Below are 13292 nucleotides of genomic sequence, written 5' to 3' on the forward strand. Positions count from 1 at the left end.
ACGAAGCGGGCCGTCGCAACACCTGTTCGCCGCACCAACGTCCCAAATGCATCAAATCCTCCCTAGCCTGGAGTAATGGGTGAGGACATCCGGCTCGCCGCCGTCGTGGCGCTGGCTCAGGGCATGGCTGCGGCTCACACCCCACACGAGTGCTGGCGCGCCGCCGCGGCCGGCGCCTGCCGTGCTCTGGACGGCAGCTTCGCCGCGCTCTCCGTCTGGGAGCGCGACCTCGGCCGGCTGCGGGTCCTCGTGAACGTCGGGGAGCGCGCCCCGGACGAGGAGGAGTTCCCGGAGGCCGAGGCCTACCCGGTGCACCAGTTCCCCGAGATCACCGAGTTCCTCCACGAGCGCTGGGCGGGCGGCGGCGGCCCCAACGCCTGGGTGGAGACGGCCGAGGGTCCCGCCGCCGGCCGCCCCGGCTACTCGCACCGGCGGGTCGACGCCCTGCGCCGCAGGGGCCGCGGCTGCTGCCTGGTCGCGCCGATCCTGCTGCACGGCAGGGCGTGGGGCGAGCTGTACGTCGCCCGCGCCGTCCAGGCCGCCGTCTTCGGCCGTGGCGACGCCGACTTCGCCACCGTCCTGGCCTCCGTCGTCGCCGCCGGGATGGCCCAGACCGAGCGTCTCGAGGAGGCCCGCCGGCTGGCGTACACCGACGCGCTCACCGGGCTCGCCAACCGCCGCGCCGTCGACGTACGCCTCGACGAGGCGATCGACCGGCACCGCACGGACGACGCCGTGGTCAGTCTGGTCGTCTGCGACCTCAACGGGCTCAAGCGGGTCAACGACACCCAGGGGCACGCCGTCGGCGACCGTCTCCTCGAACGTTTCGGCTCGGTCCTGTCCTTGTGCGGGGCGATGCTCCCGGGGGCCCTGGCCGCGCGGCTCGGCGGGGACGAGTTCTGTCTGCTGGCGGTCGGCCCGCCGGCCGACGAGGTGGTCAAGGCGGCCGACGAACTCTGCCGCCGGGCCGGGGAGCTGGAGCTGGGGGAGGGGGTCGCGTGCGGGGTCGCCTCGACCGCCGACCCGATCGGGCCGGTGCGCTCGGCCCGCCGCCTGTTCCGGCTCGCCGACGCGGCGCAGTACCGCGCCAAGGCGCTGCGCGCGGAGCGGCCGGTGGTGGCCGGGCGGGAGGGACCGGACGATCCCGTCGTACGACTGGCCGACGCGCCCCCGCCGGAACGGGCCGAGCGGCGCAGCTTCCGGGGCCGGCGGTCCTGACCGCAGGGCTGTCCACGCGGAAGTGACATAGAAGTAAGGGGCAACCAGGTACCCCACTAGTGACAGCAGCCGCATTCACTGCGTACGCTCCTGAATATGGATATGCACACTGTGGTGGTGGGGACGTCCGGTGTCACCGCGTCCGACGTCCTCGCCGTGGCGCGCGGCGGCGCCCGCGTCGAACTGTCGGCGGAGGCGGTCGCGGCGCTGGCGGCGGCCCGGGAGATCGTGGACGCGCTGGCGGCCAAGCCGGAGCCGGTCTACGGCGTCAGCACCGGCTTCGGCGCCCTCGCGACCCGGCACATCAGCCCGGAGCTGCGGGCCCAGTTGCAGCGCAACATCGTGCGCTCGCACGCGGCCGGCATGGGGCCGAGGGTGGAGCGCGAGGTCGTACGGGCCCTGATGTTCCTGCGGCTGAAGACCGTCTGCTCCGGACACACCGGTGTGCGTCCCGAGGTCGCCCAGACCATGGCCGACGTGCTGAACGCCGGTATCACCCCGGTCGTGCACGAGTACGGCTCGCTCGGCTGCTCCGGCGACCTGGCCCCGCTGTCCCACTGCGCGCTCACACTGATGGGCGAGGGGGACGCGGAGGGCCCGGACGGCGTCCTCCGCCCCGCCGGTGAGCTGCTCGCCGAGCACGGGATCGCGCCCGTCGAACTGCGCGAGAAGGAGGGGCTCGCGCTCCTCAACGGCACCGACGGCATGCTCGGCATGCTGGTCATGGCCCTCGCCGACCTGGACATGCTCTACAAGTCCGCCGATGTCACGGCCGCGTTGAGCCTGGAGGCGCTGCTCGGCACGGACAGGGTGCTCGCGCCCGAGCTGCACGCGATCCGCCCGCACCCCGGGCAGGGCGACAGCGCTGCCAACATGCTCGCCGTGCTCAAGGGCTCCCAGCTCACCGGGCACCACCAGGACGACGCGCCGCGCGTCCAGGACGCGTACTCGGTGCGGTGCGCTCCGCAGGTCGCCGGGGCCGGGCGGGACACGCTCGCGCACGCGCGCCTCGTCGCCGAGCGGGAGCTGGCGTCGGCCGTCGACAACCCGGTCGTGCTGCCCGACGGCCGGGTCGAGTCCAACGGCAACTTCCATGGCGCGCCGGTCGCCTACGTCCTCGACTTCCTCGCCATCGCGGTCGCCGACCTCGGGTCCATCGCCGAGCGGCGGACCGACCGGCTGCTGGACAAGAACCGCAGCCACGGGCTGCCGCCGTTCCTGGCGGACGACGCGGGCGTCGACTCGGGCCTGATGATCGCCCAGTACACGCAGGCGGCGCTGGTCAGCGAGCTGAAGCGGCTCGCCGTGCCGGCGTCGGCCGACTCGATCCCCTCCTCCGCGATGCAGGAGGACCATGTCTCCATGGGGTGGTCGGCGGCGCGCAAGCTGCGGACGGCCGTGGGCAACCTGGCGCGGGTCATCGCCGTCGAGCTGTACGCGGCGACCCGGGCGATCGAGCTGCGGGAAGGGCTGACGGCGGCGCCGGCTTCGCTGGCCGTGATCGAGGCGGCGCGCTCCGCGGGTGTGCAGGGGGTCGGGCCGGACCGGTACCTGGCGCCCGACCTCGCCGCGGCGGAGGAGTTCGTGCGGGGCGGAGCGCTTGTGGAGGCCGCCGAGAAGGTGACCGGGGCGCTGCGGTAGGTCGTCCGCCGCGGGTGCGTGGGGGCTGATCGCGCAGTTCCCCGCGCCCCCAGGACGCGCAGTTCCCCGCGGGCCCTGTCAAGAGGCCGCGGGGAACTGCGTGTTACTTCAGCTTCGCCGACTGGGCCTTGATCACCGGGGTCGGTACCGTGTAGGTCTTTCCGGTCATCATCGCCCCGATGTTCATCGTGAAGTACGTCGCGAGCGTGTTGCCGTGGCGTACCACCTCCGCGTGCAGGGGGCCCTTGTCGCCGTCCATGTCGGTGACCGCCGTGAACGCCACCGACTCGTCGCCGGTGCCCGAGGGCTTGGTCGCCGTGACCTTCGTGACCTTCTGCTCGTCGCCGGCCGCGCCGCCCGTGAAGCCGCTCGCGCAGTCCTTGACCGCCGTCGAGAGGGCCTTCAGGGCCTGCTGCGCGCCGTTCCCGTCGTACGACGACAGGTCGAGGGACGTGACGTCCAGGTTCAGCGAGTCCTTGAGCGCGTCCTCGAACTTTCCGTCGGCCATGTCGTCGAGGGAGGTCGCGTCGTCGGTCGGGTCCTTCTTGTCCTCGCGGACCGTGCGGCCGATCTCCGCGGGCGCGTCGGCCGGTGCGAGGCCGGTGAGGACGAAGGCCAGCGGGCGGCACTTCTCGTCGCTCGCCTTGATCTTGCTCCGGGTCGGCGCGGCCGCGCCGACCGCGTTGACCTTGTAGCCGTCCACCTCGCCCTGCGCGAGGATCCGCTGCTTCAACTCCGCGGTGCTCGACGCCTTGACGGTGGAGGCGGAGTCCGTGGTGGCGGACGGGTCCTTCGAACTCCCGTCGGAGCAGCCCGTGATGAGGGCGAGGGACAGCGCCCCGCCGGCGGCGAGGGTGCACATCCGCACGCCCGATGATCTCTTCATGAGAGGACTGTGAGTCCTCGGTCAAGGATCGGTCAAGTTGTTTAAAATTCCAGCCGTTCCCGGCGGACCGAATACACCACGAACCCGGCGCCGACGGCGAGGAAAAGGGTGCCGCCGATGACGTACGGCGTGGTGTCCGGGCTTCCGGTGTCGGCGAGTTGACCGGCGTCCCCGGTCGCCTCGGAGGTCGCCTCGGACAGCGCCTTGGCCTGCTGGGTGACCTGTGTCGCCGCACTCTCCGACGTACCGGTTCTCGCCGGCGTGTCCTGGGACGCGTTGGCGGACGGAACGAACCACAGCGCGCACAGGAGCGTGCCTGCGGCGGTGGCGGTCAGCAACGGGCGGCGAACGGATGACACGGAATATCGATCCCCTTGTGACGCTGGCGAATTGGCCGTGTGGGGCGATGTTAGTGAAAATCGCGGGTCACGGGAAAGTCACAGGAGGTTTCGGTCGTACGCTCCCGGCATGAGCACTCCAGAGACATCACGTTTTGTACGACTTCGAGTGGAGCTGGTCCTCGAAGTCGAGGACGCCGGCGAGGTCACCAAGGCCGCGCTGCAGCGGATCGCCGAGGACCCCGAGCTGCCCGGCGAGGAGCGTGCCCACGCCGAGACCGCTGTGACGGAGGACACCGCCGAGGCCCTCGCCTATCTCGTCGACCCCTTCGACCTGGTCAGCGAAGTGCCCGGAGTCGAGCTCCAGCAGGCCTCCTGGTCCAGCGAGCAGGTCTCCTACGATCCCGATTCGCCGGACTGGGACCTCGACGAGGATGATGTCGAGGGCGACGACGAAGAAGATGACGGCATCGGCTGAGCGTTCCGGGGCACCAGTGACCCCGGACGGCAACCGCCGTCCGGGGTTTCGTCGTCTGAGACAGCGCACGGACCGACCCCTGCCGCCCCGCCCGCCCCGGCGGACGTGGTGTGCCCCACACCTCACAGGAATGTGGAACGGGACGAAGCGGCCGTAGCGTTGAAGGTTCTTGACGGGGACTCTCGGTGTGTTCGCGGACTCGGCAACGATGGAGAAGCGTGTGATGACGGACAGTAAGCGGCGCAAGGGCCTGATGGCCGCGTCCGCACTGCTCGGCGGTGTGCTGGTGCTCACGGCGTGTTCCGGAAGCGACGACAAGGCGTCCGGCAGCGGTGAGAGCTCGCAGGCCCAGTCGGACCAGGCGGCGGCGAAGAAGTCGTCCCGGGCCGACATCACGATCACGCCCAAGGACGGCTCCGACAACGCGTCCATCAACAACTCCGCGGCCGTCACCGTCAGCAAGGGCACGCTCACCAACGTGACCATGACGACGGCCGACGGCACCGCGGTCGCCGGCGCCCTGTCCGCCGACAAGACGACCTGGAAGCCCTCCGCCCAGCTGGAGCGGTCCACCACCTACAAGGTCGCCGCCGAGGCCAAGGACTCCGCCGGCCTGGTCGCCCACGAGAACGCCTCCTTCACCACGGTCTCCCCGGCCAACAGCTTCATAGGCACCTTCACGCCGGAGGACGGCTCGACCGTCGGCGTCGGCATGCCCGTGTCGATCAACTTCGACAAGCAGATCACCGACAAGGCCGCCGTCCAGAAGGGCATCACGGTCACCTCCAGCAGCGGCCAGGAAGTCGCCTGCCACTGGTTCTCCACCCAGCGCATGGACTGCCGTCCCGAGGACTACTGGAAGGAGAACTCCACCGTCACGCTGAAGCTGGCGCTCGACGGTGTGCAGGGCGCCTCCGGTGTCTACGGCGTCCAGCAGAAGACGGTCACCTTCCACATAGGCCGCAACCAGGTCTCCTACGTCGACGCCAAGACGAAGGAGATGAAGATCACCCAGGACGGCAAGACCGTCAAGACCATCCCGATCTCGGCGGGTTCGCCGGAGAACAAGACGTACAACGGCGTCATGGTGATGTCCGAGAAGTTCAAGGAGACGCGCATGAACGGCGCGACCGTGGGCTTCACCGACAGCGACGGCAAGGGCGAGTACGACATCAAGGACGTGCCGCACGCCATCCGCCTCACCAGCTCCGGCACCTTCCTGCACGGCAACTACTGGGGCGCCAAGTCCATCTTCGGCGCCGTGAACACCAGCCACGGCTGCGTCGGCCTGTCCGACACCAAGGGCGCCAACGACACCAGCACGCCCGCCTACTGGGTGTACAGCCACTCGATCGTCGGTGACGTGGTGGTCATCTCCAACACCGGCGACAAGACCGTGGCCCCCGACAACGGCCTCAACGGCTGGAACCTGAACTGGACCGCCTGGAAGGCCGGTTCGGCCGTCTGACGCACAGCCGCCACACAGCTCGACGATGCCGCCCTCAGGGGCGGCATCGACATTTCTGGGGCTCGCCACAGCCTTCTCATGCTTCTCTTATTTCGGCCTTATCGAGCCATCACGGTGCGTCCCTACCTTGCGGTCATGTTCTTCACCTACCTGAGGCGCGAACTGCGCCGCCGCAGAAAGGCGGCTCTCGTCGTCGCCTCCGGCCTCGCGCTGGGCATCGCACTGGTCATCGTGGTCAACTCCGTGTCCAACGGCATGGGGAAGGCGCAGGACAAGGTCCTCCAGTCGCTGTACGGCCTGGGTACGGACATGACCGTCACCAAGGCCGCGTCGGCGTCCACGGGCGCCTCCCAGCGGCCCCGCTTCAACTTCGACGCGCAGAACAACGGCTCGTCGAGCACGCAGAGCAGTGACCGCGTCATGGTGCAGGGTTTCACCACCCTCGCCTCCACCACCGTCACCAAGGTCGGCGGCCAGAAGGGCGTCGCGACCGCGGTCGGCGGGCTGAACCTCAACGTGGTCAAGATCAGCGGCCAGTTCACCCGGGGTCAGTTCCAGCAGAACCAGGGCTCCGGCGGCGACCAGCAGGGCGGCCGGGGCCAGGGCAGCGGCGGCGGCAGCGGCGCCCCGCAGGGTGAGGTCCGGGGCGGCGGCGCCAACTTCGACGTCAACTCGTACACGGTCTACGGCACCGACGTCACCCAGACCGAGGTCGGCCCGCTGACCTCGTCGAAGATCACCAGCGGTCGTACCTTCAAGACGACCGAGACCGATGCCAAGGTCCTGGTCGCCGACTCGGCGTTCGCCAAGGAGAAGAAGTACAAGGTCGGTTCGACCGTCACCATCAACAAGGTCAAGTACACGATCATCGGCATCGCGACGGCCGACAGCGGTGACGCGGCGGCCAACCTGTACATGCCGCTGAAGCAGGCGCAGACGCTGGCCGACGAGAAGAACAAGGTCACCACGATCTACGTCAAGGCGACCGACTCCAAGCAGATCTCGGCCGTCAAGTCGACCATCCAGAAGAACGTCTCGGGTACGACGGTCACCACCTCCGCCGACCTCGCGGACACCGTCTCCGGCTCCCTCTCCACGGCGTCCTCGCTCGCCACCAACGTCGGCAAGTGGCTGTCCATCGCGGTGCTCGTGGCCGCGTTCCTGGTCGCCGGACTGCTGACCTCCTCGGCGGTCTCCCGCCGGGTCCGCGAGTTCGGCACGCTCAAGGCGCTGGGCTGGAAGTCCCGCCGGGTCACCGGGCAGGTCATCGGTGAGGCCATGGTCAACGGCCTGGTCGGCGGCGCGCTCGGTATCGCGCTCGGTCTGGCGGGCGCGTACGTCGTCACCGAGATCAGCCCGACCCTGGACGCATCCCTCGGCGGCGGTGGCGGTGGCGGTGGCGGCAACGCCGGCGGCGGGGGTGGCTTCGGCGGTGGTGGCGGTGGCTTCGGCGGTGGGCGGCAGACCGCGAAGACGCTGGAGGTCGCCCTGACGGCACCGGTCAGCGTGACGACGATCGCGGTCGCGGTGGGGCTGGCGGTGGCCGGCGGCCTGATCGCGGGTGCGTTCGGCGGCTGGCGGGCGTCGAGGCTGCGGCCCGCGGACGCGCTGCGGCGCGTGGAGTAGGCACCGTTCGCTGGGGCTGGGCGGGGGTGGGGACGCTTACCGGCGCTCGCAGGGTGCCGCCGCGCCCGCCCTCCCCCACTCTCGGCTTCGCTCGAGCGGGGGGACCCCCATCGCCCCAGCGGCACGACTGCTCGCGGCTGGGTAGCCCCGTGGGGGGCGCGGGGCCCCAGCCGATACGCGGCTCCGCCGCGCGGGCGCGACCAGCCCCCACCCACCCGCGGCCGACAACGCACCCGCCCACCCCAAAACCCTTTCAGGAGCCACCATGTACGAACTCAGAAGCGTCACCAAGCTCTACGCCCGCGGCAAGGACACCGTCCGCGCCCTCGACGGCATCGACCTCACCATCTCCGACGGCGACCGTCTGGTCATCCAGGGCCCCACCGGCGGCGGCAAGTCCACCCTCCTGCAGATGCTCGGCGGCCTGGACCGGCCGACCTCCGGCGAAATCGTCCTGGACGGCACCGACCTGGCCAAGCTCTCCGAGACCAAGCTGACCCGGGTCCGCAGCGAGAACATCGGTTTCGTGTTCCAGTCCTTCAACCTGATCCCGACGCTCACCGCCCAGGAGAACGTCGAGACCGCCCTCGTCCCGCTCGGCGTCAAGGCCAGGGAACGGCGGGAACGCGCCGCCGAGGCGCTGACGTCGGTCGGTCTCGGCGAGCGCCTCGGCCACCTCCCCGGCGAGATGTCCGGCGGCCAGCAACAGCGTGTGGCCATCGCCAGGGCCCTCGTCAAGCAGCCCAAGGTGCTGCTCGCCGACGAGCCCACCGGCAACCTCGACGAGGGCATGCGCGACGAGATCATGGACGTACTGGAGCGCATGTGGAAGGAGCACGGGCTGACCTTCATCATGGTCACCCACGACTCCGCGATCGCGAAGAAGGCCCCCCGGCTGGCCACCATCCGCAAGGGCAAGATCACCGTCAAGGAGAACGCGGGCGCGTGAAATGCGTCACGGGGTTGCGGCATCTAACACCGAACTCCCGCGCACAACCGCGCAGTTGGGTAACAGTGTCCGCCCCGGCGCGTAACAGTTCCTCCGTACCTCTCTTACCGGTCTCTCATCTCTTGAGGCCGCTGATCACCCCCCGGCATACTCCGTATTCCGGGGGGTTGACGTATACACGTACGGGACTGCCCTCGGCCGGGTGAACGGGGATTCGCCCGGGACACCGTCTCCCAGGGGGAGTCTTGCGCAGACAAGTGAAAAGAGCTGCCGCGGCCACCGTGGCCACGGCGGCAGCCGTCGCTCTCGCCGCAGGCATGACCAGCCCGGCGTCGGCGAAGCCGGAGCAGCGCGCCGCCGCGGCCGCCGCGGCCGCTTCATCGGTCGCCGGCAGGCACCACGTCACCCTGATCACCGGCGACCGGGTCGCCCTCGACGCCAAGGGCCGGGTCGTCGGCCTGGAGCGGGCCGAGGGACGCGAGCACATACCCTTCCAGATCCGCAAGGCCGACGGGCACACCCTCGTCGTCCCCGGTGACGCCGTCCGGCTGGTCGCCTCCGGCAAGCTGGACCAGCGGCTCTTCGACGTCACCGAGTTGGACAAGGCCGCGACCCGCAAGGCGCAGAAGAACGGCCTGAAGGTCATCGTCGGCTACCAGGGCGCGGCCGGTGCCGCCAAGGCCGACGTCCGTGACGCCGGCACCCTGCGACACAGCCTCAAGACGCTCAACGCCGACGCCGTGCAGACCCCGGTCAAGGACACGCCGGAGCTGTGGGACGCGGTCACCAACGGGGACAAGGCCGCCTCCGGCATCGCGCACGTCTGGCTCGACGGCGTCCGCAAGGCCAGCCTCGACAAGTCCGTGCCGCAGATCGGCGCGCCCAAGGCGTGGGCGGCCGGCTACAACGGCAAGGGCGTCAAGATCGCCGTCCTGGACACCGGTGTCGACACGACCCACCCGGACCTCAAGGACCAGGTGATCGAGTCCAAGAACTTCACCACGGCCGCCGACGCCTCGGACCACTTCGGCCACGGCACGCACGTCGCGTCCATCGCGGCGGGCACCGGTGCCAAGTCGCACGGCAAGTACACCGGTGTCGCACCCGGTGCGAAGATCCTCAACGGCAAGGTCCTGGACGACACCGGCTCCGGTGACGACTCCGGCATCCTGGCCGGCATGGAGTGGGCGGCGGCGGAGGGCGCCGATGTCGTCAACCTCAGCCTGGGCGGCTACGACACCCCGGAGATCGACCCGCTCGAAGCCGAGGTCAACAAGCTCTCCAACGAGAAGGGCATCCTGTTCGCGATCGCCGCGGGCAACGAGGGCCCCGAGTCGATCGGTTCGCCGGGCAGCGCGGACGCCGCGCTCACCGTCGGCGCCGTCGACGGCAACGACAAGCTCGCCGACTTCTCCTCCACCGGCCCCAGCGCCGAGGGCACCATCAAGCCGGACGTCACCGCCCCCGGCGTCGACATCACCGCGGCCGCGGCCAAGGGCAGTGTCATCGACCAGGAGGTCGGCGAGAACCCGCCCGGCTACCTGACCATCTCCGGTACGTCGATGGCGACCCCGCATGTCGCCGGCGCCGCCGCGATCCTGAAGCAGGAGCACCCCGACTGGGGGTACCAGCAGCTGAAGGCCGCGCTGACCGGTTCCGCCAAGGGCGGCAAGTACACGCCGTTCGAGCAGGGTTCGGGCCGGATCGCCGTCGACAAGGCCATCAAGCAGACCGTGGTCGCCGACCCGGTGTCGGTGAACTTCGGTGTGCAGCAGTGGCCGCACACCGACGACACCCCGGTCACCAAGCAGCTCACCTACCGCAACCTCGGCACCAAGGACGTCACCCTCAGCCTCTCGGCGAGCGGTACCGACCCCAAGGGCGCGGCGGCCCCGGCCGGCTTCTTCAAGCTGGGCGCGACCAAGGTGACCGTCCCGGCGGGCGGCACGGCCGCCGTCGACGTCACCGTCGACACCAAGCTGGGCGGCACCCTCGACGGCGCCTACTCGGCGTACGTCACGGCGACCGGCGACGGCCAGAGTGTCCGCACGGCGGCCGCGGTGCAGCGTGAGGTGCAGTCGTACAGCGTCACCGTCAAGCACATCGGGCGGGACGGTAGCCCGAGCGGTGTCTACAGCACCGACCTGGTGGGCTACTCGGGCCTCGGCCAGGACCGTGACTTCGTCGTGCCGGCAGACAACTCCGGCACCGCCACGATCCGGGTGCCGAAGGGCACGTATCTGCTCGACGCCCTGATCGCGAAGGACTTCACCAACTTCGACGGCGGTGTCGACTGGCTGGTCCAGCCGAAGCTCAGTGTCACCAAGGACCTCACGCTCACCATCGACGCCCGCACCACCAAGGCGGCCGACATCACCGTGCCGGACGCCCAGGCGAAGCCGGGCTTCGCGACGATCGACTACATGTACGACCCGGGCGGCGTCGGGTTCGGGGTCGGCTTCGACACCTTCGACAAGATCCGGATGGCCCCGCTGGGCGGCGAGGTCGCGAGCGGCCTGACCCAGACCTGGAGCGGCCAGTTCTTCAAGGGCGACCACGAGGAGTACGACGTCGCCACCAGCGCCCAGGTCAAGAAGATCCAGGGTGACAAGGTCCGGCACTTCAAGGCCGGCGAGTTCGCCACGGTCAACAACAGCCTCGGCGCCGCCGCTTCCGGCAAGACCGGCTCGGTCGGCGCGTGGGGCATCGTCGGCGAGGACGCGGTGATGGGCGCTGTCACGGAGCAGAAGCTGCCCGGCACCCGGACCGTCCATGTCTCCACCGTCGACGGCGCCCTGTGGGGCTTCGACTTCACCCAGGTCAGCGGCCATGACGCCCAGGGCCTGCCGGTCGCCGACGCCTTCTACACGAGCGACCCGCAGCAGTACAAGGCAGGCAAGAGCTACCAGAACACCTTCAACAGGGCGATCTTCGGTCCGCATCTGACCAGCGATTTCGGTCTGTACCGCGACGGGAACCAGATCTACGGCATCGTCCCGCTGTTCTCGGACAGCGCCAAGCACGCCGGGTCCTCCGACTTCCTGTCGGTGAACACCACCCTGTACCGCAACGGCACCAAGGTGGGCTCCAACAAGGACCCGCTGTTCGGCGAAGGCGCCTTCACCGTGCCGTCCGCCGACGCCGAGTACAAGCTGACCACCTCGGTCATCCGCTCGGTCAAGGTCGCCGCCGCCTCCACCCGGATCGACGCGAGCTGGACCTTCCACTCGAAGAAGTCGGCCGCCGGGCCGCCGGCCAAGCTCCCTGCCTCCACCGTCCACTTCGGCGCCAACACCGGGTCGGACAGCCGCGTCGAGGCGGGCAAGAAGGTCACCTTCCCGGTCACCGTCGAGGGCTCGGCCGCCGGCCGCAACCTGAAGTCGCTCTCGGTCTACGTGTCGTACGACTACGGCAAGACCTGGAAGAAGCTGACGGTCAGCCACGGCAAGATCACCGTCAAGAACCCGGCCAAGGGCAAGGCCATCTCGTTCCACGCCAAGATCGCCGACAAGAAGGGCAACAAGTCGACGATCTCGATCTACAACGCGTACTACGCCAAGTGAGCCGTAGCCGCTCGGCGGCCGGTCCCCGAGCGGACTGCTGCCGAGCGGCCGGCCGCTGAGTGGATCCACAGCGAGCGGCCCGTCGGAAGCGCGGCTTCCGGCGGGCCGTTCCCCATGCCCGGGACCGGGTCAGGGGGCGGGGGCGACCCGGGTCGCGTCCGTGCCCCAGCTGGCCAGCAGCCGCAGCGCCTCCGCCGACGCCGAGCCCGGCTCCGCGTGGTACGTGACCAGGGACTGGTCCGGGTCGTCCGGCATCCGGAACGACTCGTAGCTGAGGGACAGCTCGCCCACCAGGGGGTGGTGCAGCCGCTTCACCCCGTGGCTCTTCTCCTTGACGTCGTGCGTCGCCCACAGCCGGCGGAACTCCTCGCTCTTCACCGAGAGCTCGCCGACCAGCGCGGACAGCCGGGTGTCGTCGGGAAAGCAGCCCGCGTCCATGCGCAGCAAGCAGACGATGTCGATCGCCTTCTGCTCCCACTCGACGAAGAGATCGCGGTACTCCGGCCGCAGGAACACCAGCCGCGCCCAGTTGCGCTCCGTGACCGGCAGCTCCGACCAGTCACCGAAGACCGCGGCCGCCATCCCGTTCCACGCCAGGATGTCCGAACGGCGCCCCCCGACGTACGCGGGCACGCCGTCCATCGCCTCCAGCAGCTGACCCAGCGCCGGACGCACCTGCTGCGGCCGCGCCGACGCCTTCTTCTTGTGCTGCTTGCCCTTGGCCAGGTGCATCAGATGCGCGTGCTCGGCGTCGGAGAGCCGCAGCGCGCGGGCGATCGCGTCCAGCACCTCCGCCGATACGTTCCGCCCGTTGCCCTGTTCGAGACGCGTGTAGTACGCCACCGAGACCCCGGCCAGCTGGGCCAGCTCCTCGCGCCGCAGCCCCGGCACCCTGCGGTGCCGCCCGAAGTCCGGTAGCCCCACGTCGCCGGGGAGCAGCCGGGCCCGCCGGGTGCGCAGGAACTCGCTGAGCTCGGCACGCCGGTCCAGGGGCGGGGAGGGGGAGGTCGGGGGCTGCTCTTCCATACGTCCAGTATTCACGGTCGTACGCACGGGAACCTGACCCCGCCGGTGGTAGGCACGCCAGACGTACGCAGAGGCGGGGGCTGGGTGGCGGACGTAGCG

Annotated in this window: 10 protein-coding genes; 7 read left to right on the top strand and 3 right to left on the bottom strand. The window is 70.1% G+C overall.

Annotated features, from left to right (window positions below; genetic code table 11):
- Nucleotides 1-75 precede the first annotated feature (75 nt).
- Nucleotides 76-1218, top strand: a complete 1143-nt coding sequence (locus ABZ642_RS03050) for a sensor domain-containing diguanylate cyclase (protein ID WP_360476176.1) — start codon at nt 76-78, stop codon at nt 1216-1218.
- 102 nt (nt 1219-1320) lie between these two features.
- Nucleotides 1321-2859, top strand: coding sequence for a histidine ammonia-lyase (hutH, locus tag ABZ642_RS03055; RefSeq protein ID WP_360477563.1), 1539 nt, complete (start codon nt 1321-1323; stop codon nt 2857-2859).
- A 103-nt stretch (nt 2860-2962) separates the two neighbouring features.
- Here the strand turns inward: hutH and ABZ642_RS03060 are convergent, their stop codons facing one another.
- Nucleotides 2963-3745, bottom strand: a complete 783-nt coding sequence (locus tag ABZ642_RS03060) for a hypothetical protein (protein ID WP_360476179.1) — start codon at nt 3743-3745, stop codon at nt 2963-2965.
- 41 nt (nt 3746-3786) lie between these two features.
- Nucleotides 3787-4104 (bottom strand): hypothetical protein, encoded by a 318-nt coding sequence (locus ABZ642_RS03065; protein WP_360476182.1) that lies wholly within the window; start codon nt 4102-4104, stop codon nt 3787-3789.
- Between the two features lie 109 nt (nt 4105-4213).
- Between ABZ642_RS03065 and ABZ642_RS03070 the strand changes: the two genes are divergently transcribed.
- The 5 genes from ABZ642_RS03070 to ABZ642_RS03090 all read left to right on the top strand — a co-directional run bounded on the left by ABZ642_RS03070 (nt 4214) and on the right by ABZ642_RS03090 (nt 12167).
- Nucleotides 4214-4561: a hypothetical protein gene (locus ABZ642_RS03070; RefSeq protein WP_360476185.1), complete on the top strand. Its 348-nt coding sequence runs from the start codon at nt 4214-4216 to the stop codon at nt 4559-4561.
- A 223-nt stretch (nt 4562-4784) separates the two neighbouring features.
- A complete protein-coding gene (locus ABZ642_RS03075; RefSeq protein WP_360476188.1) occupies nt 4785-6029 on the top strand; it encodes an Ig-like domain-containing protein in 1245 nt (414 codons plus the stop codon).
- A gap of 135 nt (nt 6030-6164) precedes the next feature.
- Nucleotides 6165-7655, top strand: a complete 1491-nt coding sequence (locus tag ABZ642_RS03080; RefSeq protein WP_360476191.1) for an ABC transporter permease — start codon at nt 6165-6167, stop codon at nt 7653-7655.
- Nucleotides 7656-7920: 265 nt separating this feature from the next.
- Nucleotides 7921-8604: an ABC transporter ATP-binding protein gene (locus tag ABZ642_RS03085; RefSeq protein WP_360476194.1), complete on the top strand. Its 684-nt coding sequence runs from the start codon at nt 7921-7923 to the stop codon at nt 8602-8604.
- Between the two features lie 257 nt (nt 8605-8861).
- The gene (locus ABZ642_RS03090) at nt 8862-12167 is read left to right on the top strand and encodes a S8 family serine peptidase (protein ID WP_360476197.1); all 3306 of its coding nucleotides are present in this window, start codon (nt 8862-8864) and stop codon (nt 12165-12167) included.
- A 129-nt stretch (nt 12168-12296) separates the two neighbouring features.
- On the opposite strand, the gene ABZ642_RS03095 is transcribed toward ABZ642_RS03090, so the two are convergent.
- Nucleotides 12297-13193, bottom strand: coding sequence for a helix-turn-helix transcriptional regulator (locus ABZ642_RS03095; protein WP_360476200.1), 897 nt, complete (start codon nt 13191-13193; stop codon nt 12297-12299).
- Between the last annotated feature and the right edge of the window lie 99 nt (nt 13194-13292).

The organism is Streptomyces sp. NPDC007157 (assembly GCF_040634235.1).
Lineage (GTDB): Bacteria > Actinomycetota > Actinomycetes > Streptomycetales > Streptomycetaceae > Streptomyces.

Bases quoted from the DNA above. Each gene is read 5' to 3' on its own strand.
- ABZ642_RS03085 (WP_360476194.1), top strand. From the start codon at position 7,921: ATGTACGAACTCAGAAGCGTCACCAAGCTCTACGCCCGCGGCAAGGAC.
- ABZ642_RS03095 (WP_360476200.1), bottom strand. From the start codon at position 13,193: ATGGAAGAGCAGCCCCCGACCTCCCCCTCCCCGCCCCTGGACCGGCGT.
- ABZ642_RS03070 (WP_360476185.1), top strand. From the start codon at position 4,214: ATGAGCACTCCAGAGACATCACGTTTTGTACGACTTCGAGTGGAGCTG.
- hutH (WP_360477563.1), top strand. From the start codon at position 1,321: ATGCACACTGTGGTGGTGGGGACGTCCGGTGTCACCGCGTCCGACGTC.
- ABZ642_RS03080 (WP_360476191.1), top strand. From the start codon at position 6,165: ATGTTCTTCACCTACCTGAGGCGCGAACTGCGCCGCCGCAGAAAGGCG.
- ABZ642_RS03050 (WP_360476176.1), top strand. From the start codon at position 76: ATGGGTGAGGACATCCGGCTCGCCGCCGTCGTGGCGCTGGCTCAGGGC.
- ABZ642_RS03075 (WP_360476188.1), top strand. From the start codon at position 4,785: ATGACGGACAGTAAGCGGCGCAAGGGCCTGATGGCCGCGTCCGCACTG.
- ABZ642_RS03060 (WP_360476179.1), bottom strand. From the start codon at position 3,745: ATGAAGAGATCATCGGGCGTGCGGATGTGCACCCTCGCCGCCGGCGGG.